The sequence below is a fragment of the Hymenobacter rigui genome (assembly GCF_003944715.1).
Classification (GTDB): domain Bacteria; phylum Bacteroidota; class Bacteroidia; order Cytophagales; family Hymenobacteraceae; genus Hymenobacter; species Hymenobacter rigui.
In genome coordinates this window covers 185,935-209,476 of record NZ_RWIT01000006.1, presented here as the reverse complement: position 1 = coordinate 209,476, position 23,542 = coordinate 185,935, and the positions used below count along the sequence as shown (strand labels likewise).

The 23,542-nt window shown below is 59.7% G+C and carries 22 protein-coding genes and 2 tRNA genes; 7 read left to right on the top strand and 17 right to left on the bottom strand.

Annotated features, from left to right (window positions below; translation table 11 throughout):
* The first annotated feature begins 2 nt into the window (after nt 1-2).
* A complete protein-coding gene (locus EI291_RS13560; RefSeq protein ID WP_125420758.1) occupies nt 3-1,625 on the top strand; it encodes an ArnT family glycosyltransferase in 1,623 nt (540 codons plus the stop codon).
* 158 nt (nt 1,626-1,783) lie between these two features.
* Entirely contained in the window at nt 1,784-2,956 is a 1,173-nt protein-coding gene (locus EI291_RS13555; RefSeq protein ID WP_125420756.1) for a GNAT family N-acetyltransferase, read from the top strand.
* Nucleotides 2,957-3,157: 201 nt separating this feature from the next.
* On the opposite strand, the gene coaE is transcribed toward EI291_RS13555, so the two are convergent.
* The 8 genes from coaE to EI291_RS13515 all read right to left on the bottom strand — a co-directional run bounded on the left by coaE (nt 3,158) and on the right by EI291_RS13515 (nt 10,288).
* Complete coding sequence (gene coaE / locus EI291_RS13550) at nt 3,158-3,751, bottom strand: dephospho-CoA kinase (RefSeq protein WP_125420754.1); 594 nt, start codon at nt 3,749-3,751, stop codon at nt 3,158-3,160.
* A 137-nt stretch (nt 3,752-3,888) separates the two neighbouring features.
* On the bottom strand, nt 3,889-4,842 hold the full coding sequence (locus EI291_RS13545; protein ID WP_125420752.1) for a YbbR-like domain-containing protein: 954 nt from the start codon (nt 4,840-4,842) through the stop codon (nt 3,889-3,891).
* Nucleotides 4,843-5,002: 160 nt separating this feature from the next.
* On the bottom strand, nt 5,003-5,323 hold the full coding sequence (gene yajC, locus EI291_RS13540; RefSeq protein WP_125420750.1) for a preprotein translocase subunit YajC: 321 nt from the start codon (nt 5,321-5,323) through the stop codon (nt 5,003-5,005).
* A 101-nt stretch (nt 5,324-5,424) separates the two neighbouring features.
* Nucleotides 5,425-5,952: a DUF1573 domain-containing protein gene (locus tag EI291_RS13535; protein ID WP_125420748.1), complete on the bottom strand. Its 528-nt coding sequence runs from the start codon at nt 5,950-5,952 to the stop codon at nt 5,425-5,427.
* Nucleotides 5,953-6,138: 186 nt separating this feature from the next.
* The gene (locus EI291_RS13530; RefSeq protein ID WP_125420746.1) at nt 6,139-7,143 is read right to left on the bottom strand and encodes an isocitrate/isopropylmalate dehydrogenase family protein; all 1,005 of its coding nucleotides are present in this window, start codon (nt 7,141-7,143) and stop codon (nt 6,139-6,141) included.
* A 227-nt stretch (nt 7,144-7,370) separates the two neighbouring features.
* Nucleotides 7,371-7,682, bottom strand: coding sequence for a YtxH domain-containing protein (locus EI291_RS13525; RefSeq protein WP_125420744.1), 312 nt, complete (start codon nt 7,680-7,682; stop codon nt 7,371-7,373).
* 232 nt (nt 7,683-7,914) lie between these two features.
* Nucleotides 7,915-9,099, bottom strand: a complete 1,185-nt coding sequence (nusB, locus tag EI291_RS13520) for a transcription antitermination factor NusB (protein WP_125420742.1) — start codon at nt 9,097-9,099, stop codon at nt 7,915-7,917.
* A gap of 97 nt (nt 9,100-9,196) precedes the next feature.
* The gene (locus EI291_RS13515) at nt 9,197-10,288 is read right to left on the bottom strand and encodes a Glu/Leu/Phe/Val dehydrogenase dimerization domain-containing protein (RefSeq protein WP_125420740.1); all 1,092 of its coding nucleotides are present in this window, start codon (nt 10,286-10,288) and stop codon (nt 9,197-9,199) included.
* Nucleotides 10,289-10,837: 549 nt separating this feature from the next.
* Here EI291_RS13515 and EI291_RS13510 point away from each other — a divergent pair.
* On the top strand, nt 10,838-12,622 hold the full coding sequence (locus EI291_RS13510; protein WP_125420738.1) for an ABC transporter ATP-binding protein: 1,785 nt from the start codon (nt 10,838-10,840) through the stop codon (nt 12,620-12,622).
* Nucleotides 12,623-12,793: 171 nt separating this feature from the next.
* Here EI291_RS13510 and EI291_RS13505 read toward each other — a convergent pair whose 3' ends face one another.
* Together EI291_RS13505 and EI291_RS13500 are read right to left on the bottom strand one after the other, a co-directional pair.
* The gene (locus tag EI291_RS13505) at nt 12,794-13,927 is read right to left on the bottom strand and encodes an NAD(P)/FAD-dependent oxidoreductase (protein WP_125420736.1); all 1,134 of its coding nucleotides are present in this window, start codon (nt 13,925-13,927) and stop codon (nt 12,794-12,796) included.
* A gap of 106 nt (nt 13,928-14,033) precedes the next feature.
* Nucleotides 14,034-14,516, bottom strand: a complete 483-nt coding sequence (locus EI291_RS13500) for a T9SS type A sorting domain-containing protein (RefSeq protein WP_125420734.1) — start codon at nt 14,514-14,516, stop codon at nt 14,034-14,036.
* Nucleotides 14,517-14,811: 295 nt separating this feature from the next.
* On the opposite strand from EI291_RS13500, the gene EI291_RS13495 reads away from it, so the two are divergent.
* From EI291_RS13495 to EI291_RS13485, 3 genes are all read left to right on the top strand, one after another.
* A tRNA-Pro gene (locus EI291_RS13495) sits at nt 14,812-14,885 on the top strand.
* A gap of 87 nt (nt 14,886-14,972) precedes the next feature.
* Nucleotides 14,973-15,046 (top strand) — tRNA-Pro (locus tag EI291_RS13490).
* A 282-nt stretch (nt 15,047-15,328) separates the two neighbouring features.
* A complete protein-coding gene (locus EI291_RS13485) occupies nt 15,329-16,018 on the top strand; it encodes a hypothetical protein (protein WP_125420732.1) in 690 nt (229 codons plus the stop codon).
* 74 nt (nt 16,019-16,092) lie between these two features.
* Here the strand turns inward: EI291_RS13485 and EI291_RS13480 are convergent, their stop codons facing one another.
* The 5 genes from EI291_RS13480 to EI291_RS13460 form a co-directional block, all read right to left on the bottom strand.
* Nucleotides 16,093-16,617: a hypothetical protein gene (locus tag EI291_RS13480; protein WP_125420730.1), complete on the bottom strand. Its 525-nt coding sequence runs from the start codon at nt 16,615-16,617 to the stop codon at nt 16,093-16,095.
* Nucleotides 16,618-16,791: 174 nt separating this feature from the next.
* Nucleotides 16,792-18,564 carry an ABC transporter ATP-binding protein gene (locus EI291_RS13475; RefSeq protein WP_125420728.1) on the bottom strand — a complete coding sequence of 591 codons (1,773 nt, stop codon included), beginning with the start codon at nt 18,562-18,564 and terminating at the stop codon, nt 16,792-16,794.
* A 149-nt stretch (nt 18,565-18,713) separates the two neighbouring features.
* Nucleotides 18,714-19,505: a tRNA pseudouridine(38-40) synthase TruA gene (gene truA, locus EI291_RS13470; RefSeq protein ID WP_125420726.1), complete on the bottom strand. Its 792-nt coding sequence runs from the start codon at nt 19,503-19,505 to the stop codon at nt 18,714-18,716.
* A 104-nt stretch (nt 19,506-19,609) separates the two neighbouring features.
* The gene (locus tag EI291_RS13465; RefSeq protein ID WP_205701602.1) at nt 19,610-20,170 is read right to left on the bottom strand and encodes a GNAT family N-acetyltransferase; all 561 of its coding nucleotides are present in this window, start codon (nt 20,168-20,170) and stop codon (nt 19,610-19,612) included.
* A gap of 74 nt (nt 20,171-20,244) precedes the next feature.
* A complete protein-coding gene (locus tag EI291_RS13460) occupies nt 20,245-21,444 on the bottom strand; it encodes a thiolase family protein (protein ID WP_125420724.1) in 1,200 nt (399 codons plus the stop codon).
* Between the two features lie 91 nt (nt 21,445-21,535).
* Here EI291_RS13460 and EI291_RS13455 point away from each other — a divergent pair, with 91 nt between their 5' ends.
* Nucleotides 21,536-22,015 (top strand): DUF4293 domain-containing protein, encoded by a 480-nt coding sequence (locus EI291_RS13455; RefSeq protein WP_125420722.1) that lies wholly within the window; start codon nt 21,536-21,538, stop codon nt 22,013-22,015.
* Nucleotides 22,016-22,191: 176 nt separating this feature from the next.
* Here the strand turns inward: EI291_RS13455 and EI291_RS13450 are convergent, their stop codons facing one another.
* Both EI291_RS13450 and EI291_RS13445 read right to left on the bottom strand, forming a co-directional pair.
* Complete coding sequence (locus EI291_RS13450; protein ID WP_125420720.1) at nt 22,192-22,809, bottom strand: thioredoxin family protein; 618 nt, start codon at nt 22,807-22,809, stop codon at nt 22,192-22,194.
* 123 nt (nt 22,810-22,932) lie between these two features.
* Nucleotides 22,933-23,445, bottom strand: coding sequence for a DinB family protein (locus EI291_RS13445; RefSeq protein ID WP_125420718.1), 513 nt, complete (start codon nt 23,443-23,445; stop codon nt 22,933-22,935).
* Nucleotides 23,446-23,542: the final 97 nt, after the last annotated feature.

The following is a 23,542-nucleotide window of genomic DNA, read 5'->3' as shown; positions in this document are numbered from 1 at the left end:
GTATGCCTTCTACCCCTGCTCCCGCCCGCCCCGTTTGGTTTCGTTGGCTGGTGGGCGCGTTTTTCGGGCTGCTGACGCTGCTGGGCGTGGCTTTGCACCGCGACTACGGCGTGGGCTGGGACGAGCAGCTGGACCGGCTCAACGGCATCATCAACGCCAAGTACGTGGCCCTGAAACTGGCCCCCGCGCTGGCCCATCGCCAAGCCACCTTCGCCCAGATTCCGGACATGAGCGAAAATCAGGATGTGGACCACGGCGTGTTCTACCAGCTGCCGCTGGTGGTGCTGGAGAAGGTGGCCCGGGTGGAGGACTCCCGCGACGTGTACTTTTTCCGCCACCTCGTCATCTGGCTGACCTGCGTGGCGGGCACCTACGCCGTGTACCGGGTGGGGGCGCGCTACCTGAGCAGCGGCCCGTGGGGGCTGGTCGTGGCGGCGTCCCTGGTGCTCTCCCCGAGGATGTTTGCCGAATCGTTCTACAACTACAAGGACCTCGTGTTTCTGGGGTTTTTCACCGTGGGCATCGGCACGCTGCAGCGGTGGCTGCGGCGGCCTACTTGGCCGCGGGCAGCCCTGCACGCCGTGGCGGTGGGCGCTGCCATTGACGTACGCACTATGGGCGTGCTGCTGGCGGCCCTTACCATTGGGTTTGCGGGCCTGGAAGCCTGGGCCCGGCCAGCTTTGTGGCGGCGGTTGGGGGCAGGCCTGCTGCTGATGGCCCCATTGCTGGTAGCCGTGGTAATAGCCGGCTGGCCCTATCTGTGGGAGCAGCCCTGGCAGCACTTTACGGCCGCCTTCAGCAGCTTCAGCCGCTACCGCGCCGATATGCTTACGCTGTACCTGGGCCAGGAAATATCGGTACGGGAGCTGCCCTGGCATTACGTGCCCGTCTGGATACTGGTCACCACGCCGCTGCCGTACGTGGCGCTGTTTCTGGCGGGGGTAGCCGTAGTGGTGGCCGCTGCCGTACGCGGGCCGCTGGTTTGGCTCCGCACCACCGCCGGCCGACAGGATTTACTGGTGCTGGCCTGGTTTTTCGGGCCGCTGCTGGCCATTATCGTGCTGCACTCGGTGGTATATGACGGGTGGCGGCACCTGTATTTCGTGTACCCGGCCCTGCTGCTGCTGGCGGGGCGCGGGGCGCAGGCGGCTTGGCGCGGCTGGCAACGGGCTACCACTCGGCCGGCCCTACTGGCGGGTTATGCGGCGGCTGGTTTGCTGGTCCTCGGCCTCGGCCACACCGCCCTGCGCATGGTGCTCGACCACCCCTACCAGAACGTGTATTTCAGCTTTCTGCCAGGCCCCACCGCTGAGCGGCTGTTTGAGCGCGACTACTGGGGCCTCTCGGGCCGGGAGGGGGTGGAGTGGATTATGGCCCACGATTCCAGCGCCACCGTAACTGTCGCTACCGAGGCCCGCACGGCCCTGATGCTGCACAACGCCCAGCTACTGCTGCCGCCCAAAGAGCGCGCCCGCCTCAGCATGGTGCCGCCGGCCCAGGCCCGCTACTTCCTCACCACCTACCGCTGGCACCCCGGCCCCTACCCCGACTTCCTGGGCCGTGAAGTGTACGTGCGCCGCGTAAATGGCCTTAAATTGCTGTCCGTCTTTGAAAAAAATCGGTGAGCAATTAGTGGGGCGGTCATCCTGAGCTTGCGAAGGACCTTATGACAGTAGAACGATACTCGTAACAACGACTCGTGCTGGCATGGTAAGGTCCTTCGTCGTCGCTCAGGATGACAGCACCGCTCCTTTCCAATTGCCCATTGCCAATTGCCTTTCCCATGCCTTTGCTTGAAGTGAATTCGCCGGCCCGCGTCCGGCAGTTTCTGGATTTGCCCGCCCGGATTTATCAGAACCAGCCCCAGTGGATTTCGCCGCTCGATCAGGAGATTGAAGCGGTGTTCGACCCGCAGAAGAACCACAACTTCGCCCATGGCGAGGCCATCCGGTGGGTGCTGACCGATGCGGCCGGCACGGTCATCGGCCGGGTGGCGGCTTTCATCAACCACGAAACGCCCCAGCCCGACCCCACCCAGCCGGTGGGCGGCATGGGCTTTTTCGAGTGCATCGACGACCAGGCGGCCGCCAACGAGCTGTTCGAGGCCTGCCGGCAGTGGCTGGCCCAGCGCGGGCTGGCGGCCATGGACGGGCCCATCAACTTCGGGGAGCGGGACCGGTTCTGGGGGCTGCTCACGGATGGCTTCACCGAGCCCAACTACGGCATGTTCTTCCACCAGCCCTACTACCAGCAGCTGTTCGAGAACTACGGCTTCCAGCTCTATTTCAAGCAGTACACCTGCTACCGCGAAGTGGCCACCGCCCTGCACCCCACCTTCGACAAAGCCGCCGAGCGATACGCCCAGGAGCACCCTGAGTTCAGCTTCCGCCACGCCAACAAGCGCGACGCCGAGAAGTTGGCCCGCGACTTCCACCACGTCTACAACCTAGCCTGGGCCAACCACAGCGGCATCAACCCCATGAGCCTGGACAAGGCCCGCGACCTAGTGAAGCAGATGAAACCAGTGCTGGATGAGCGGATTTTGTGGTTTGCCTACGCCGGCGAGGAGCCGGTGGCTTTCTTCGTGAGCCTGCCCGAGCTGAACCAGATTTTCAAGCACGTGGGCCGCAACTTCAACCTGTGGGCCAAGCTGCGCTTCCTCTGGGAAAAGCGCAAATACGAGCAGCGGCGCGACAAAAAGCTGTTCGGCGTCATCTTCGGGGTGGTGCCGGCCTGGCAGGGCAAGGGCGTGGAAAGCGCCTTGATGGTGCACGCCCGCCACGAGTTCATGCGCGCCGGCTACCACGACATCGAAATGAACTGGATTGGCGACTTTAACCCCCGCATGCTGGCCGTCACGCGCTCCATCGGGGCCCGCATCTACAAAACCCACACCACCTACCGCTACCAGTTCGACCGCACCCGCCCCTTCGAACGGTGCCCGATTATTCGGTAGCAACACTGTCATTTAGAGGAGGCACGACGAAGCAATCCGTCCTTACCAAAGCGCCAACTCTTGAACAGCAGAAAGCCCCTGACGTCCGTGCTGGCGTCAGGGGCTTTTGCGTGTAGAGACGCAACATCTTGCGTCTCGTCGTTGAACGATTGGTTCTGGACAAGCAACATCAGCAATGACAAGACGCAAGATATTGCGTCTCTACGCCCGAAACTCCGCGTCCAGCTTCAGCACCTGCGGAATGAGCAGTTGCTCGTCGTCGTTATGGACCACGTAATCGGCGCGGGCCAGTTTCTCCTCCTCACTCATCTGCTTGCCGATGATGGTGAGGATATCCTCGGGGGTGCGGTGCGGGTCGCGGCGCAGCACCCGGGCCTGGCGCAGGGTCTGGGGGGCAAACACGGTGATAACCCGATCAAGCTGTCGGTACGCGCCCGATTCGTAGAGCAGGGCGGCTTCTTTAAGGATGTAGGCGTGGCCCTCGGCTTGGCGGGCAGTCGCCCATTCCGCAAAATCACGGCCTACATGCGGGTGTACCAGCGAATTAAGGCGGGCCAGCTGCACCGGGTCGGGGAAGGCCACGCGGGCTAGGTAGGCGCGGTTAAGCTGGCCCTGGGCATCGAAGGTTTCGGGACCAAAAGCAGCCGTCAGCTCGTCGCGCAACTGCGCATCGTGGGCCATTACCCATTTGGCGCGGGCATCCGAGTCGTACACCGGCGCGTCCAGCACCTGAAACAGCCGGCACACCACGCTCTTGCCGGAACCGATTCCGCCCGTAATTCCGATTTGCAGCATACGCTGGGGAGAGTTGAGTTATGAATGATGAGTTATGAATTGGGGGGTATGGCACGAGAAGACAGAATGTAGGAGTTGATAGCCATGAAAGTGCCCGCTACTCCGCTAAGGCATCACCATTTCATCATTCAACTCTCCTACCGCACCTTTACGCCGCGCGTGAGCACCAGGTAGCCCCGGGCCCGGGCCGGTTTCTCCGACAGGAAGGGGCGCAGGCTGGAATCCTGGTTGGTAAACTGGCCGTAGTGCAGCTGTACCCGCACCTGCTCAGGCCGGAAGCCGACCGTATCTTCCGGAAAAAACTGCAGCCGCACCCGCACAGTAGCCGGCGTGAAGCTATACTTTCGGCCCGCCGGGGCATCCAGCAGTTCGGGCACCACATCTACCGGAATGGTAATAACCGGGCGGCGCAGCAGCCGTACGCGCACGTCCTGCACGTTGGTCTGCACCAGATCCGGGCCGCCAATGGGCACCCGGATGTCGCCGGTGCTGGAGCCGGCCGGGGCCGTGGGCAGATGCACCGGGTACGGGTCGGGCAGGGTGCTGATTTTGCTTTCCGGACCCCGAAACACAACCTGCGCGGGCTCAAACCGGGCATCATAGGGCAGGGCCAGCCCGTTGGTTGCCGGGCTCAAAGCCAGGGGCACCCGGCGGCTCACCAGCCGGTCCAGCTCCACCCACAACGTATCCGAGAGCAGGTAGTTGAACTGCAGGCCTTCCATGGCCTGCTGCAGCGCCGGCCGCAAAGCACGGGCCGTGAGGTAGCGGGTAGTGGCGGGCGTACTCAGCGTCAACTCGGCAGGTTTTACGTCCAGCAGCAGTTGCCGCCGCAGTAGCTTCCAGCCACGGCCGGTTACGTTTACAGGCACCTCCGTGGGCAGCGGCTGCACCGGCACAAAGCGGCTTTCGTCGTAGCGCCAGGCCAGTGGGTAAGTAATACGCGTGGTGTACGTCTTGTTGAGAGCATTGAGCAGCCAGAAGGTACTGGCTACCAGGAAGCACGCCGTTACGGCCCGCCAATAGCTCCGCTCCTGCCCGTAAAACGGGTTGATAAACCAGCGCAGCCAACGGGTAGGACGAACAGACGACACAGCAACGGGCAGAATGATGGGGGCTGGCAAGGTACTAACTAGCCGGTTGCGGTGCTACTGCCCCTAGATACGCCGAAGCCCCGACTAAAGCACCTTTCCAAACTGGGGTAGCCTGAAAGGATACTTTGGCCGGGGCCTTTGCAGCAGGTAACGCCGGGCACTACGCGGCGGGCGTAGCGTTTTTGCTGGTCACTTCGCGAGCAATAGCCGAGCGGTCGAAGCGTAGGCGCACGCCTTTGTCCACTTCTACCGTCACAGTCTCCTCAGTCAGGTCCACCACTTTACCGTGCAACCCGCCAATGGTTACCACATTGGAGCCTTTGCCCAGCGCGGCCCGGAATTTTTTGGCGTCAGCGGAACGCTTCTGCTGGGGCCGGATCATGAAGAAGTACATGACAATGACCATCCCCACAATAGGCAGGTAGCTGATCAGGCTGCTACCCGTTGCGGGGGCAGCTTGTAGAAATAGGGTTGCGAGCATGCGAGTGAAATCTGGTAAACACTAAAAACCAGAAAGTTGAAGCGCTGACCGGTTGGTCATGCCTCAACTTTCTGTAAAGCCCCGCTGGGGCAGTGTATGGCTTAGCGGGTGGGACCGTTCTGGCCCTCGCTCAGCACGTTGGCTTTAATCACCACTTTGGTGATGCTGGGCTGGGTGTTGGCCTGAATGGCAACCTCTTTATTCTGCATACCCATTTTGCCGTGCGAGTCGAACTGCACGTCGATGGTGCCTTTAGCGCCGGGCTGAATGGGCTCCTTGGTCCAGTTGGGCGTGGTGCAGCCGCAGCTGGCCGTAGCATTCTCAATCAGCAGCGGCGACTTGCCGGTGTTGGTGAATTCAAAGGTGTGCTTCACCACTTCGCCGGGCTTGATGTCGCCGAAATCGTGCTCCGATACGGCGAAGGTCATTACCGGGGCGTTGGGGTTCGGGGCCTCCGTTTCGTTGGTTACGTTGGGGTTGTCAACGGTGGGGTTGGCAGCGGCCTCGTTGGCGTTGGCAGCGGCGGCATTCATGCCCTCGGTGCCCACCTCAGCGGTCTTATTGTTGTTGCAGGCGCCCATCAGCAGCGCGCCGGAAAGCAGAACGGCAGAAAACAGCGTACGTTTCATAAGGATCAGGAAAAGAAGTCCGTCGGTGGTCTTCAGGGCGTTAAAGGTAATTGATTGTTGGTATTAGAACGTCATTCCGAGCGCAGCCGAGGAATCTCGCGTGCTGACGGTAGAGTTACTTCTACAACATCAACACGCGAGATTCCTCGGCTCCGCTCGGAATGACGTTCTTTTATACGCGAGAACCTATTTGCCCAGGTTGTCGATGATGGCTTGGGCGAATTCCGAGGTGGAAGCCGAGCCGCCCAAGTCGCCGGTGCACTTGGCTTTGTCCTGCAGGGTCAGCTCCAGGGCTTTTTCGATTTTCACGGCCTGCTCGTGCTCTCCAATGTGGTGGAGCATCATCAGGGCCGAGCGGAGCAGAGCAGTGGGGTTGGCTTTGCCCTGGCCGGCAATGTCGGGAGCCGAGCCGTGCACAGCCTCGAAGATGGCCATGTCGTCGCCGATGTTGGCACCGGCTACCACGCCCAGGCCGCCTACCAGGCCGGCGCACAGATCGGAGAGGATGTCGCCGAACAGGTTGGTGGTCACAATCACATCAAACTGCTCGGGCTTGCCCACCAGCTGCATGCACATATTGTCGATGATTTTCTCCTCGTACTGCACCTGCGGAAACTCGCGGGCGGCTTCCTGGGCCGCGTCCAGCATGATTTTGCCGGGCACTTTCAGGATGTTGGCTTTGTGGGCCAGCGTTACCTTTTTGCGGCCGTGCTTGGCGGCGTAGGCAAAGGCCGCGCGGCAGATGTTGCGGGCACCTTTCACCGTCACGCGGGCAATGGAGTCGCCAATGCCGTTGTGCTCATCCCAGATTTCCAGGCCGGCGTACAGGCCCTCGGTGTTCTCGCGGAACAGCACCAGGTCAATGCCCTCGTAGCGGGTCTTGATACCAGCTGTGGTTTTGCTGGGGCGTACGTTCTGGTACAGGTCGTACTTCTGGCGCAGCGTTACGTTGATGCTGCGGAAGCCCTTGCCTACCGGCGTGGTGATGGGACCTTTCAGGGCCACCTTGTTCTTCTCCAGCGACGTGAGCAGGGCCTGCGGAATCAGCTCGCCCGACTGGTCGAAGGTGGTCTGGCCGGCGTTCTGTTCCTCCCACTGCACGGGCACCTGGGCCGCCGCGAAAATATCGGTTACTGCTTTCGTGATTTCGGGGCCAATGCCGTCGCCGGGGATGAGCGTGATGAGATGCATGCTATTGAGTTGGGTTAATGGGCAAGAGGAAGGCGAGCCGGGCAGCGGAGGAGAGCAGCTCGCGGGGGTACTAGGCGGGGCGGACCGCAACAACCGGCCCAATCCCACAATTTTGTACAAAGGTACCGCCTACCGGCGGGTGCTGAAAATGAAGAAAATGAAAATGTGCGAACGTGCCCAGATGGTTCGAGGGCACATTCGCACATTTTCGCATTTCCCACATTTGGCTATACCGTTTTGCGGGAGTTAATCTGGTTGATAAGCTGGTCCACGTCGCCGAGCAGCTGTTCGGCTTTACTTTTCGCGTCCTGAATTACACGCTGGCCTTCGCTCTTGGCGGAGCTGGGGCCCTGGTCGGCGCGGCTGGTCACCAAGTTTTCGGTGAGGTCGGCCAGGGTTTCGCGGTATTTCTCCAGCTGATAGCTCAGCCAGCTGCGGGTTTCGCGGCCCTTTTCGGGCGCATACAGAAGTCCGATTACGGCCCCGGTGAGGGCGCCGCCGGCGAAGCACAGAATGCCGGTGGTGGTTTTGCTACTCATATTTCTTGCTTAGAAGTGAGTACAGGTGGAAAATGACGTGAGCATTGGGAGTGCCCAATAGTACGTAAAAAAGCGCCGGAAGATATAGCCCTCCACTGGAACGTCATTCCGAGCGCAGCGCAGCGGAGTCGAGGAATCTCGCGTGCTGATGTCTGAATTAATTTACCAACATCAGCACGCGAGATGCTTCGGCTGCGCCTCTGCATGACGTTCTAGTAGGCCGCCAATGGTTTTACTGGTTGTCCAGCAGCCCCCGGCCCGACTTGCGGATAGCGCCGCTGGCCGTCAGGTCCTGGGCCAGCTTGTCCAGAATACCGTTTACAAACTGCTTGCTCTTGGGCGTGGAGTACATCTTGCTGATTTCGATGTACTCGTTGATGGTCACTTTCACCGGAATGGCCCGGAACAGGTGCATCTCGCAGAGGGCCATCTTCAGCAGAATCTTGTCGGTGAGGGCCACGCGCTCCACGTCCCAGTTCTGCACTGATTCGGCAATGAGTTTTTCGTACTTCTCGTCGTCGGCCAGGGTTTGCTGGTAGAGGCTCTCGGCAAACTCCTTGTCTTCCTGCCAGTTGGCCGACAGCGACATAAGCACCAGGTTTTCGTCGGCGGCCTCATCGAGCATCTTCACCGTCTTGATGACCAGGTTTTTCACCACGGCGCGGTTTTCCTCCCAGTTCAGGTCGTCCTCCTCAATGTAGGCCGGCAGGCTTTCGCCCTTGAACACGTAGGTTTTGTAGAGATGCTTGAGGATTTCCTGGTCTTCCTCGTAGCTGCCGGCAGGGGCGGCCAGGTAGCTCAGCAGCTCCGGGTCCTGCTTCATCTCATTGCGCCAGGCGGTGCGCAGGGCATCCAACTCATCCTCGCCGTGCCAGCGCATGGCGCGGCGGATGGTAAGGTCCTGCAGCTGCAGGTTGCCGATGAGCTTTTCAATGGCCTTGTTTTCCAGCAGGCGCGTGGCATCCAGCAGGGGCTCCTTGGCGGCCGTGAGGCGGCGGGAGTCGCGCACCCGCTCCTCCTCAATCACCTGCAGCAGCGCCTCAGGGATGTTGAGCAGGTGAATGTACTGGTTATGAATGCTTTCAGCCGCGTACACCATCTGACCGGCGTAGTAGGTGGCATCCTTGCCCACGGCTTTCTGGTAGTACTTGATGGCGTCCTTCACCGCGTCGTTTACGTCGGTGTCGTCGGTGGCTTCCGGCTCCTCGCCGGTTTTGTGCCACTCCTTGAAAATGAGCTCGGCCATTTTGCGCTGGCCCTGCAACATCTTGCGGTCCTGGGGCTCCGGCGAGTTCAAATCGGGCGCGAAGGCATCCGCAATCCGGTCAATGGCGAGTAGAAAATCGGACCCGACAGCCTGATGATAGGCGTACAGGGCTTGCATGACCTTGATGCGGAGCGTGCGACGGTTGAGCATGTGGTTGAGTTGTCAGTTGTCAGTTGCCGGTTACCAGTGTCGTTCAGGAGTAAGTCCACTAAACTGACAACTGATAACCGGCAACTGGCAACTCAAATTAGTATGTTGATTTAACCTTGCCGATGGCGGCGATGCGCTCCTCGGCCTGGCGGGTGGCGGCGGCCTGGGGGTGGCTGCCTTCCTGCTCGGCTTTCTGGAGCACCTGGGTGGTAATGTCGTAGATGCGCTCCGTCTGGGTCATCACCGACTGGCGGTTGCCGCCCTGTACTTCGGAGCACACGTTGATGAGGCCGCCGGCGTTGATGAGGAAGTCGGGGGCGTAGATGATGCCGCGGCGCGCCAGCTCGGGGCCGTGCACGTCTTCGTTGGCCAGCTGGTTGTTGGCGCAGCCGGCTACTACCTGGGCCTTCAGACGCGAAATGGTGTCGTCGTTGAGGGTGGCACCAAGGGCACAGGGCGAGTAGATGTCCACGTCTTGGTCGTAGATTTCATCCAGGCCCACCATGCGGGCATTGAAGCGGGCGGCGGCTTCCAGGGCGCGGTCTTCGTAGTAGTCGCAGAGCACGATTTGCGCGCCTTCCTTCTGCAGGTATTCCATCAGGTAGGTACCCACGTGGCCTACGCCCTGCACGGCCACGCGCTTGCCGGCCAATGAGTCGGAGCCGAAGGCTTTGTTAGCGGCGGCTTTCATGCCCATGTAGGTGCCGTAGGCCGTTACCGGCGACGGGTCGCCGCTGCCGCCCATGCTCTCGGGCAGGCCCGATACGTGCTTGGTTTCCATGCGGATGTACTCCATGTCCTTGGTGGTCATGTTCACATCCTCAGCCGTGATGTACTTGCCGTTGAGGTTCTGCACGAAGCGGCCGAACTTGCGCAGCAGGGCCTCGGTCTTCATCGTTTTGGCGTCGCCGATGATGACGGCTTTGCCCCCACCCAGGTTCAACCCCGAAATAGCGGCTTTATACGTCATGCCCCGGCTCAGGCGCAGCACGTCGTTCAGGGCTTCGGCTTCGGAAGTGTAATGCCACATGCGGGTACCGCCCAGGGCCGGCCCCAGCACGGTGTTGTGAATGCCGATGATGGCTTTCAGACCGGTTTCGTGGTCATGGCAGAATACTACCTGCTCATGCTGATACTCGGCAATTTGCCCGAAGACCGACGATTCGGTCAGCACTTTCGTTTCTACCATTGCTGTTGGGGTGGAAAAAAGAGGTGGGTGGGGTGGTTGTTGTACCTTTGGGCGGCGTTGGTAAAGAGGCTGCACTCCGCGTTTCGTTAAACGAATGACAACGCCCCGTGGCTGTTTTCCCGTCGTTCAATGAAACCCACAGCCCGCTCCTTTGCTCAGGACCGCCCGCAATGCGGGTGCAAAAGTACGCCGTTTTTCCGATTTCGGCCACTGACCACCCGTCTTTTCCTCGGTTTAGACGTTTGGCAACTAGGGCGTTATCCCCACGTTTTACAGTCACCGAAACCGTTTAGCAGTCTTTTAACTTTCTACTACCCAACCTGCTAGTTTCTGCCGGCTCCCGTTGAAAATATGCTAACAGCGCCTGAACAAGGTTCTCTTCCTTGGGAAGGAGGGGTTAGGGGTGGTTGATGCTGTCAGAACGGATTTTAGATGTAGCACTAGTAATGCTCTGACGCATATCAACCGCCCCTAACCCCTCCTTTCCAAGGAGGGTAACTAGCTCCAATCTCAGCCCACGCACCCTCCTTCCCCCATACCCCATCTACCGTGCGCGCACTTTCCGCTACCAATAAGTATCTGTTTTGCTACAAGTGGCACTTCCTCGGGGGTGTGCTGTTTGTGGCCCTCAGCACGCTGCTGGCCATCTTCCCGGCCCAGATTGTGCGCTACGCCTTCGATCTGGTAGGGGAAGGTATCGACCTGTACCACCTCTACGCCGGCACCCAGGCCCAGAGCCAGGTGTACGAGCTGTTCGGGCGCAACGTGCTGCTGTACGGCATCCTGATTCTGCTGATGGCGCTGCTGCGCGGCATCTTCCTGTTCTTCATGCGCCAGACGCTCATTGTGATGAGCCGACACGTGGAAAACGACCAGAAAAACGAAATCTACCAGCACTACCAGAGCCTGCCGCTGAGCTTCTACCGCCGCCACAGCACCGGCGATTTGATGTCGCGCATTTCGGAGGACGTGGGGCGGGTGCGTATGTACATCGGGCCGGCGCTCATGTACTTCATGCAGCTCGTGATTCTGTTCCTGCTCATCGTGCCGCTCATGTTCATGGTGAACGTGAAGCTGACGCTCTACACCCTGCTGCCGCTGCCCATCCTGAGCGTGAGCATCTTCTACGTGAACAACCTTATTGAGAAGAAGAGCGACGAGATTCAGCGCTCTTTGGCCGGCATGACCACTTTCGTGCAGGAGGCGTTTTCGGGCATCCGCGTGATTAAGTCGTTTGTGCGGGAGGAAGACTCGCGGCAGCAGTTTGCGGTGGCGTCGGAGGAGTACAAGCAGAAAAGCCTGAGCCTGAACTTTGTGAATTCACTGTTTTTCCCGCTGATTCTGTTCCTGATTGGGCTGAGCACCATCATCACTGTCTGGATTGGCGGGCAGGAAGTGATTCGGGGCACCATCACCACGGGCAGCATTGCCGAGTTCCTGATTTACGTGAACCTGCTCACTTGGCCCGTAACGGCGCTGGGCTGGACCAGCTCCCTGGTGCAGCGCGCCGAAGCCTCCCAGGCCCGCATCAACGAGTTCATGCACCAGCAAACGGACATCGTGTCGCGCCAGAACCTGGAGCTGGAGCTGCAGGGCGACATCGTGTTCGACCACGTATCGTTCACTTACCCCGACACCGGCATTCAGGCCCTGCGCGACGTGTCGTTCCGCATTCGGCACGGCCAAACGCTGGCCGTCATCGGCAACACCGGCTCAGGTAAAAGCACCGTGGCCGCCCTGCTCGCCCGTCTCTACGACGTAATGGAAGGCAGCATTCGGGTAGATAACGAGGACGTACGCGACCTGTCGCTGCGCACCCTGCGCGGGCAGATTGGCTACGTACCCCAGGATGTGTTCCTGTTCTCTGACAGCATCCGCAACAACATCAACTTCGGCTTGGATGAGCCCGATGAGGCCCGCATGCAGCAGGCCGCCAAGGATGCCAATGTGTACGACAACATCATGCGCTTCCCGGAGGGCTTCGATACGAAGCTGGGCGAGCGGGGCATCACGCTCTCGGGCGGGCAGAAGCAGCGCGTGAGCATTGCCCGGGCCCTGGTGAAGGAGCCCAAAATCCTAATTCTGGACGACGCCCTGTCGGCCGTAGACACCAACACCGAAAACGCCATTCTGAATGCGCTCCAGCGCATCATGCACAACCGCACCAGCCTCATCATCAGCCACCGGGTAAGCTCCGTGAAGCTGGCCGACGAAATTCTGGTGCTCGATGACGGTCAGATTGTGCAGCACGGCACCCACGAGGCCCTCATGCAGGACCCCAACGGCCTCTACCGCGCGCTCTACGAGCGGCAGCTGCAAAGCGAGGAAGCTTAACCGTCATTGCGAGGAGGCACGACGAAGCAATCCTTCCTTTTCCAGACTCCTCGCTTTAATTCATTCAAAAGCCCCCGGCGTTAGCACATACGCCGGGGGCTTTCTGCGTTTCAGGGCTTGGCGCTTCGTGCAGGAAGGATTGCTTCGGCTTCGCCTCGCAATGACGAAAAATCAACTATTCATCAGCTGCGCCGCTTGCCAGCCGCTGCCGGCACCCATTGCCACACCCATACCATTGCAGCGCACGGCTACGAACAGGCCCGGCTGCACCTCCCGGATGATAGGTTCCAGCTCCTGTCCGAAGGCCATTACCCCGCTCCAGCGGTAGTCGATGCGGGGGCGGCGGCCGGGCAGGATGACTTCGTAGAGCAGTTGCTCCAGGTACTGCTGTACCCGCGGCGTGAGGCCGGGCTCGGTGGTTTCTTCGGTTTGAAAATCGAGGTTGCGGCCGCCGCCCAGCAGCACCCGCTCGCCCACCTGCCGAAAATAGGTGTAGCCTTTATCGTAGTGAAACGTGCCCGGCAGGCGTAAGCCGGGAATGGGTTCCGTTACGAGCACCTGCCCGCGGCCGGGTACTACATCCAGCTCCGGCAGCAGCTGCCGGCTGAAAGCGTTGGTGGCTACCAGCATTTGGCCGGCCGTCAGCTCCAGATTTTCCAGTTGCACCCGCACGCCATTGGGCCCACCCTCCACAGCCAGCACCGAGCAGCCATGCAGCACCGTAACACCCGCGGTCCAGGCACACTGCAGCAGCGCCTGCATCATCCAACCGGTATCAAGGCTGCCTTCGGCGGTATTTTCCAGCATCACCGTGGCTCCGCTCAGGCCCAGGGCAGATAGGTGGGTGGAGACGTCCCGGAATATATTGGTGTGGCCAATGACAGGAGCCAACAGGGCATTGTAGTAATCGATGTGCGCTTGGCACGTGGCAGCCAACTCGGCTTCCTGCGGGCGAAACAGCTCGAAACCACCCTCCGGCCGGTAGCCAATAGTCTGGTCGCCGAGCAATTCGCGCAGTCGGCGCAGACCTTCCCAGCGGGCCTGTACCACGCGCAGCAAGTCGTCGGTGCTGCCGCGCTGCTCTTGCTCCAGCAGCTCCGAGATACTACCAAAGCAGGCGAAACCCGCGTTTTTGGTGCTGGCTCCGTTGGGCAGCACGTCGCGCTCCAGCACCAGCACCCGCGCCGTGGGCCGCAGCTGCCGGGTATAAATAGCAGCCGTGAGCCCCACCAGTCCCGCCCCGACTATGACTACATCCGCGCCTTGCAGAAACGTCTGGTGCTCCCAATACGACAGGTTTTTCATGCGTAGTCAACCAATCATAGTACAAATGGCGGCCGAAAGTTCAGACAAACAAAAAGCTCCGCAGCTAATGCTACGGAGCTTTTTGGAAAACTGAAAGAAGAGCCTTCTATTGTCCTATCATTACGCGTTTCATACCGCGCCGCTCTCCGGCAGTGCACTGCACGATGTAGGAGCCGGCGGGCAGATTACTCACGTCCAGCACGGCGGCAGCATCCCCCGAAATCATGTCCCGGGTCAGGACGGGACGGCCATCGGTACTGTTGAGCTCCACGCGGGTGGGACCGGTGGCATCGGTGCGCACCGTGAGGCGCTTGGTAAGCGGGTTGGTTTCGGCCCGCACTTTTAGCGCGTTGGTGTTGGGCGTGGGGTCCGCCATCTTATCTGTAATGAGAGCCGGAGCCGCCACGGCCACCATGGAGGCAGATGCAGCGTCAGCTGCGGGCTTGGAAGCCGGGGCCGCTACCGGTTTGGCTGCGGCGGGTTTGGCAACGGAGGTAGCCGGCTTGGCGGCAGCCTTGGTTTGCGCCTGCGCAAATTGCCCGGTTAGGAGCAGTGCCAGCAGGCAACCCAGCAAAGTAGAAGTTTTCATACGCGTTCCTATCAGATTATGTGAACGATACGGGTAGACAAAGGTACGAAACTCTACCCCCATATCGGATTGGTCGAGCGTAAAGCGCGAAGCCCAACCAGCGCAATAAACGCGCCAGAGCTAATTTTTATTTCGGGCGGCCTGCTTTTTTTCGCGCTTCCAACGTGCACATTCTGAAACCTCTACCGCTCATTATGCCCGTTTCAGCTCAACTATACGAAGCCAAACCCAGAAAAAAACACTCGCAGAGTTGCGCGAATATCATTTAGCGGGTTACATTTGCATCACAATTCCTCGGGGTGTAGCGTAGCCTGGTATCGCGCCAGCATGGGGTGCTGGAGGTCGTAGGTTCGAATCCTGCCACTCCGACCGAAGAGTTTATCTGATCGAAAAGCCTCTGGGAACCCCACCCGGAGGCTTTTTTCGACAGAACAGTACGAGTATCCGAATTACTTTCGGGGTGTAGCGCAGCCCGGTAGCGCGCGTCGTTCGGGACGACGAGGCCGTAGGTTCGAATCCTGCCACCCCGACTCTGGTACTCTCTCCTTTAAAAAGCCCGCTGAACTCCGGTTCAGCGGGCTTTTTTGCGTCTATGTGCAATACGATTATTTTCTCTTCATTTCTATAAAAAGTTATAATGATTGAAGATAAAAACAGGCTACTATACTATGTTTGCTTTCCGCTGAGTGCGTTGCAACCATTACTTGATATTATGCATCAACTGCATAAACGGGAAGCATTATTTCCACGAGTATCCTTTCTATCTGAAGTCAGGCAGGTAATTTCGTTCACTCATTCTTCTTTTCTCTCATATGAAAAAGTCTATTTTCGGAGCTATTATTCTCGGCTTCAGCACCCTATCAGTTCAGGCACAAATAGCTGCCGGCACCAAGCTCCTCTCCGGCTCTATTGGTTACAGTCGGCAAAAACAGGAACAGAGCGTTTCTCTACCAGGCATTTCCACTATGGAAATCAAAAATGAAACCGCCTATTTCACTCCCAGTGTAGGATATTTCGTTGCTGACAACTTAGCTCTCGGCATCTCAGCGGGAGCATCGTTGAATAAGTCGCAGGGCTATTACTACGTCAATTCCCCTTACGGCCCAACCTATGTGCCAACCGAAAATAAAACGCGGAGCTTGAGCGGTGGACTATTTGGCCGATACTATAAATTCGTGGGTGAGAAATTTGCACTGTACGGGCAATTAGGTGGTGGCTACCAGAATATCTACACCTCAGGTAACACCGCTAATGGGTTCCCGCGCGGGGCAGATAATCGTCAGGAAGGTTTTTATGCCAGCCTGTTGCCAGGCATCGTATTTTTCCCAACCAACAAGCTGGGGCTGGAGCTTACGCTCCGGGGAGCCACATATAACCGTCTGACTGATAAGCGTGACACCTCGGGTTCCGGTATAGAAGTAAAAAACACGACCAGTAACCTCGATTTGGGATTTGGTCTGAATGATCTTAACCTGGGTATCTCGCTGTATTTGGGTCGATAGCAAGTCTTTTCTAAAGCAGAACGCCCGTCCAGATATAACATTCTGGACGGGCGTTCTGCTTTAGAAAGGTTACGTTACTTCACTACGGCCAGCACTTCCGGCTCTCCCTGCTCCGGGAAATGCTCCAGATATACGTTCTGCAACGTAAGTTTCTGCGCTTCGGCGGCTTTCTTCACGCCGGTGTACAGCTTATCAGGCGCAACCAGGTAGCTGGCGTCGATGTGGGCGTGTAGTACGCGTTGGCCGGCCGGAAACAAGCGGTAGCGGTAGCCGGCAGGGAGTTGCTGGGAGGTTGTGTCGGCCACGAGTACGCCCACGAACACGCGGGCCGAGTCGCGGGAGCTTTCGGGGCTGTTGTAGAAGATGTTGCCGAAGTCGCCGCGGAGCTTGCCGGCTTTGCGCAGGTTGTAAGCCTCCCGGGTCAGGTCGCCAAAGGCTTCGTCCTGGGCCGGGCCTTCGTAGTAGCGGCCGGCCAGATAGTAGGGTTTCGCAGTAGTTTCGAGGGCCACGGTGGCCGCTTTGAAGCCGCCCATGCGCCAGTAGGCCACAGCAAACCCGGCGGTAAGCAGCAGGGCCAGGGCCAGAAAAATTCTATTCATATCAGAGAAGTGAGGAAGCGGGAAGGTTTTTCCGGCTCGGAGATGCAAAGAAACAACAGAACGTCATGCTGAGCTTGTCGGAGCATGACGTTCTGAAGGGTTGAGTTACTACTGCAACGTCAGCACGCGGGATGCTTCGGCTACGCCTCCGCATGACGTGCTGTTCTCCCCGGCCTATTGCAGCACGTCCTTGTACTGCATCTGGTAGAGGTTGGCGTAGAAGCCCTGGTGGCGCAGCAGTTCCTCGTGGGTGCCGGCCTCCTTGATTTCGCCCCGGTCGAGCACGATGATCTGGGCGGCTTTCTGGATGGTGCTCAGGCGGTGGGCAATGACGAGGCTGGTGCGGCCCTGCATCAGCTTTTCAATGGCCTGCTGGATCAGCTCCTCGGTTTCACTGTCCACCGACGAGGTGGCTTCGTCCAGGATGATAATGCGGGGCTGGTACACCATGGCCCGCACGAAGCTGATGAGCTGGCGCTGGCCCACCGACAGCGTGGCCCCACGCTCCATCACCTGGTAATCGAGGCCGCCGGGCAGGCGCTCAATGAAGCGGCGGGCTCCCACCAGGTCGGCCGCGGCCCAGATCTGCTCGTCGGTAATGTCCTGCTTGCCCAGGGTGATGTTGTCCCGAATAGCCCCGGCGAACAGGAACACATCCTGCAGTACCACCCCAATGTGGCGGCGCAGGTCCTTGAGGTCGTACTCGCGCAGGTCGTGGCCGTCGATGCGGATGGTGCCTTTGTTGATTTCGTAGAAGCGGCTGAGCAGGTTGATGATGCTGGTTTTGCCGGCTCCGGTAGCGCCCACAAAGGCAAACGTCTGGCCGGCCTTCACCGAGAAGTTTACGTCGCGCAGCACCCATTCCTCGTCGTTGTAGGCAAACCACACGTGGTCGAAATCCACGTCGCCGCGCAGGTCGGCGGGGGCGTAGGTGCCGTTGTCGGCAATCAGTTCCTTGCTATCCAGCAGCTTCAGCAGACGCTCCGTGCTCACAAGGCCCAGCTGCAGGGTGTTGAACCGGTCGGCAATCTGGCGGATGGGCCGGAAGAACAGGGCGTTGTACATGATGAAGGCAATGAGCGCGCCCTTGGAGATGGTGCCCTCAATCTGGCCCTGGGCCGCGTACCACACCAGCAGGCCCACGCCGGCGGCGGCCAGCACTTCGGCCACTGGGAAATAGATGCTGTAGTAGAGCACTGAGCGGATGTTGGCGCGGGTGTGCTCCTGGTTGATGGCCTTGAACTTGCGCAGCTCCCGCTCCTCGTTGTTGAAAATCTGCACCACGTTCATACCCGTCAGGTGCTCCTGCACAAAGGAGTTGAGGTTGGCCACGGCCGTGCGCACCTCCTGGAACGACTTCTTCACCTTCTCCTTGAACACGTAGGTGCTGAACAGCAGCGGCGGAATCACCGAGAGGCTGATCAGCGTCAGTCGCCAATCAATGTAGAACATGAACGACACGATGAACACCAGCTGCAGAATGTCGCCAATCATGGCCGCCAGCCCTTCGCTGAACACGTCGGAGAGGGTTTCCACGTCGGAGATGTTGCGCGTCACGAGCTGGCCGATGGGCGTCTTATCGAAGAACTTGAGGCGCAAATCCAGGATATGCTTGTACAAGTCCACCCGAATGTCGCGCACAATGTACTGGCCCAGCCAGCCCCCGAAGTACGTTTGCAGGTAGCTGACAATGGCGTGGGCTACCAGCAGCACCAGCAGCAGCCCGAACATACGGTTAAGCCCCTGCCAGTCGCCCTGCTCAATGGTCACGTCCACCATCCGCTGAATCAGGAAGGGCCGCAGCGTACCCAGCACCGCGGTGGCAATGGTGAGGAAAATCAGGAAGTAAAAGACGCGCTGGTAGGGCCGCACGTACACCATCAGCCGCCGCAGCACCTGCCAGTCGAAGATATTGCCGCTTTTGGGGGCGGTAGTTGCTTGCTCCATTTCGGGTTGTTGGGTGGGGGTCTGAAAGTAACCGACGGGTGCGGCAATGGGTTAGATAGGGAGGACAGGAAACCGTTAAAACGTCCTTCCGAGCAAAGGAGGAGCCGCAGCCCAGGAAGGACATTTTAACGGTGTCGTTCAGCAGTGCGCTACACTTTGGAGAAGTACGGCAAACCGGTAGGCAACGCTGCATCACCCAGAATTTCAGCCGGATACTCTACCCGGCACAGGAACAGGCCATTGGCCAGGGCGGCCCCGCCGGCGTGCACCCGGTTGAGGCTGCGGAATACTTCCCCGAACTCCCGGGGGCTCATCTTGCCCCGGCCCACGCTCAGCAAGGTGCCCACCACCAGCCGCACCATGCCCCGCACGAAGCGGTTGGCCCGAATGCGGAACACCAGCCCACCCGGCTCCTCGTGCCAGCCGGCCTCGAAGCAGGTACAGTTGTAGTGCTTCTCGGCCCCTTTCACCTTGGAAAACGTGGTAAAGTCGTGGGTACCCAGCAACATGGCCGCCGCCTCGTTCATGGCCGCCACGTCGGGGGCCCGGTCGAGGTAGAGGCTGAAGTTGGCGGCAAACGGGTCGGGGGTGAGGCGCACGTGGTACTCGTAGGTGCGGGCTTTGGCGCTGAAGCGGGCGTGGACGTCGGGCGGCACCGGGTGCAGCACCTGGCAGCGGATACCGGCCGGCAGCGCCCGGTTGAGGCGGTAGAGCAGCGTGGCTTCGTCGAGGCCCGGGGGCAGGTCGGCATCAAAGTGAGCTACCTGGTGGCTGGCGTGCACGCCCGAGTCGGTGCGGCCGCTGCCCAGGCAGTACACCGGCTGTCGCAGCACCTGCGAGAGGCAGCGGTCCAGTTCCTGCTGCACAGTAATCACGCCCGGCTGAATCTGCCAGCCGTGAAACGCGGTGCCATCGTAGGCCAGGTGAAGAAAGTAGCGCATGGCGTTTAGTTATTCGTTGTTCGTTGGCAGTTATTCGTTGGCAGCTGTCAGGTGATGAGTATTGAGCACCAACAACTGACAATCAATAACAAACAACTACCAACTCATACCACCAGCGCGTACAGCAAAGAGTCCAGCATCTGGCCATCTTTCACGATGCTGCGGCGCATGCGGGCTTCCAGCTCGTAGCCGGCTTTTTCGAGCACACGGCCGGAGGCGGGGTTGGTGGCGAAGATGGCCGCGTAGAGTCGGCACACATCAAAGTTGGCCAGCACATAAGCACTGAGCGTACGTACGGCCTCCGTGACGATGCCCCGCCCCCAGCAGGCCGGCGTAAGCCAGTACCCGATTTCGGCGGAGCGGCGGCGCACATCCGACTTAAAGTGTACGCCAATGCCGCCCACGGCTTCCCCATTTACCTCAATGGCCAGAAACAGGTCACGCTGGCTGTCGGCTACCAGGCACAGAAAGAACTCCGCGTCCTGGGGCGTGTAGGGATAAGGGAAGGTGTCGCGCAGATTGCGGGCAATTCGCTCGTCGTTGGCGTGACGGGCCAAAGCATCAGCATCCGAGAAGCGCCAGGGCCGCAGCCGGGCTCCTGCTACCGGCAGGGCAAGTACAGGAGTCAGCAACGAATCGGCCATGCACAAATCACGCTTTGTCATTTCGAGCGAAGCGAGAAATCTGGTTGAGCCTTTAACAGCAAACTCAGATTCCTCGCTTCGCGTCGGAATGACGGTTACATCTTTTCGTAAATCACGGCGGCACCCTGGCCTACGCCTACGCACATGGTAGCCAGGCCGTAGCGCACGTCGTCGCGGCGCTGCATCTCGTGGAGCAGGGTGGCCGAGATGCGCGAGCCGCTGGCGCCCAGCGGGTGGCCAATGGCAATGGAGCCACCATTCACATTCACTTTGGTGGGGTCCAGGTCCAGGTCGCGCATGCAGGCGATGCTCTGGGCAGCAAAAGCCTCGTTCAGCTCAATCAGGTCCATATCCTGCAGGGTGAGGCCGGCACGCTGCAGCACTTTCTGCGTGGCGGGCACCGGACCAATGCCCATAAAGGCGGGGTCGACGCCGGCTACGGCCGAGGCCACCACCCGGGCCATGGGCTTCAGGTTGTAGCGCGTGAGGGCCTCCTCGCTCACCAGCAGCAGCGCGGCAGCACCGTCGTTGATGCCAGCCGAGTTGCCGGCCGTTACGGTACCATCTACCTGGAAAGCCGGTTTCAAAGAGGCCAGCTTTTCGAGGCTGGAGAGGCGGGGCGGCTCGTCCTGGTCGAACAGGGCCGTGTTGCCTTTGGGCTGCGGAATGAACACCGGCACGATTTCCTTGCGGAACCGACCTTTCTCGAAGGCCCGCTGGTATTTGCGCTGCGACTCGAAGGCAAACTGGTCCTGCTCCTCGCGGGTGATGCCGTAGCGACGGGCTACATTCTCGGCCGTTTCACCCATGGCGTAGGGGTGGTGCAGCTTGGAGAGCTTGGGGTTCACGAAGCGCCAGCCCAGGGTGGTATCGTGGGCAGTGAAGTCGCGGGCGAAGGCAGTGGCCGATTTGGCCATCACGAAAGGGGCACGCGTCATGCTTTCGGCCCCGCCGGCCAGATACACGTCGCCTTCCCCGGCCCGAATGGCCCGGGAAGCATCCATGATGCTTTGCAGGCCAGAAGCGCAGAGACGGTTGACGGTGTTGCCCGGCACCGTAATGGGCAGACCGGCCAGCAGCGCCGCCATGCGGGCTACGTTGCGGTTATCCTCACCGGCCTGGTTGGCAGCCCCGATAATGACGTCCTCAATGGCGGATTTATCCAGGGAAGGGTTGCGGCGCAGCAGCTCCCGGAGTACGTGGGCGGCCATGTCGTCGGGGCGGACGCTGCTGAGCTCGCCACCAAATTTACCAATAGGGGTGCGGACGGCGTCCACAATGTATGCAGTTGGCATCGGGTTAAATGCGTTATTCCGGTCGTAGTTGGCTACTTTTGCCGGCCCTGTCAGGGGGCTGATCCAGTAATCGAACTGTCAAAACACAAAGATGATACAAAGAATCCAAAGCGTATTCCTGCTGCTGCTGGCCCTGGGCATGCTGAGCCTGCTGTTCCTGCCCCTGTGGAGCAAAACCGACCCCGCCAGCAAGCAAACCGTGGTGCTCACGGCCACGCATTTAGGCTACCAGCACGCCGATGCCGGCATGTCGGTGCCCCCGGCCAACCCCTGGCCCATTGCGGCGCTGGCCGTAGCTTCGGCGGCGGTGGCTCTGCTGGAAATCTTTCAGTTCCGCAACCGCTTCAACCAGCTCAAGCTGGGCACGCTCAATATTCTGCTGATTACGGCTACTATCGGGGCGGCTTTCTACTTCTCCAACGTGGGGGAGCAGATGCTCAACATCAAGATTCCCGGCACGTTTGAGGCCGGCTTCTACATTGCCACTCTCTGTCTGCTGCTAAACCTGCTGGCCTCCCGCTTCATTCGCCGCGACGAGCAGCTGGTCCGCAGCATGGACCGCCTTCGGTAGTTTTAGTTGCTGATTACTGGTTGTCAGTTGTTAGCCGACTAAAGAGCAGACACTGGCACAATGCCACCGCGAAAAAAGCCCCACCGGAAAATCGTAAACGCGGTTTTTCGGTGGGGCTTTGTCGTGCAGATGGCTTCAGCCAGCTATCAACGAACAACCAACAACTGATAACTCTACTACAACGCCCGCACAATCTGCAGCAGCTCCTGCTGGGTGCTCAGGGTTTTATCTTTGGCGTACCAGCCGTGGATTTTCTCGGCGTATTCCTCGTGGGTGGCGCCGGCGGCTTTCATCTCCAGCAGCAGGTTCTGGGCCTCGTTGGGGCGGGGTCCCCAGCTGGTGGCTTCCGTAAGGGTATCGGCGTGCAGAATGAGCAGCTTGGGGATGGAGCGGCTGCCGTTGGTGAGGTAGCGGTCCATCAGGTCCAGGTTTTCGTCGCGCAGCAGGTAATGGGTGCGCAGCCGGCCGTGGCTGGCCCGGGCAATTTTTTCCAGTACCGGCACAATCTGGGCCGCGTCGCCGCACCAGCCTTCCGTGATAATCACCCACTCGTAGCTGCGGGTGAGCTTGTCCAGCGCCGCCTGCATTTCCGGGGTCAGCTCGGCCTTTTTATCCAGCCGCTCCATACGCTGAATGTTGAGGCGGGCGTAGGCCGTCAGGTCGTCCGACTGATTTTCGCCGGTGGTTTTGCCTTCGGCTATCAGCGTGTCAATCAGGGCACGGTACGCATCGTAGGAATAGGCTTCGGCCAGGCGCTCAGGGCTGATAACGGGAGGTTGTGCGGGAGGATTCATGCGGAGTAGCAACTCAGAAAACGGTGGAGAAAGTGTTAGATGAATATAACAAACGAAAAACCCCTGCGGTTAGCCGAAGCTTCACCGCAGGGGTTTTCAGAAACTATTGATTCAGGTGCTTCCTTACAGGCTCGGCGCGTCGGCCATTTCCGCCTTTGCCGACAACTCCCGGCAATACGTGATAAAGTCGGTGTTGATGGGCTCCAGACCGGCGGCGCGCAACTCCTTGGCCACCTGGGCGCGGTGGTAGTTGCCGTGCATGGGTACGTGGGTCAGAATATCCGACACCTGGCTGGTGTAGCCTTCCCCAATGGAGTTGGTGTAGGTGATGAGGCGCTCCAGCTCGGCTTGGTTGGTAGTGGTAGCCTCCACGCCGTATTGGTGAAACCGCTCCGACGTTTGCTCGTGCCAATGGTGCAAACCGGCCAGATCATGCTCCTGCCACACTTTTACGGGGCTGGGTGTGCTGGTAAGGCGGCCCAGCCAGATAGCCTGGGCATTGAGGACGTGACTGAAGATGCGCAGTGCACCCTGGGGCAGGGTGGCACCCTCGGCCACGAGGCCGTCGAGGTGGCGCAGCAGGGTGGCGTTAGCCCACACGGAGTAGGCCCCCAGCTTTTCGATGGTGTTAATCATGGTAATAGAAATGAGTACAGAGACATGAGAAGTGAGACTCTGCCAGGCAAAAGGGAAAAAAGGAAGCGGTACAGAATCTCACTTCTCATGTCTCTGT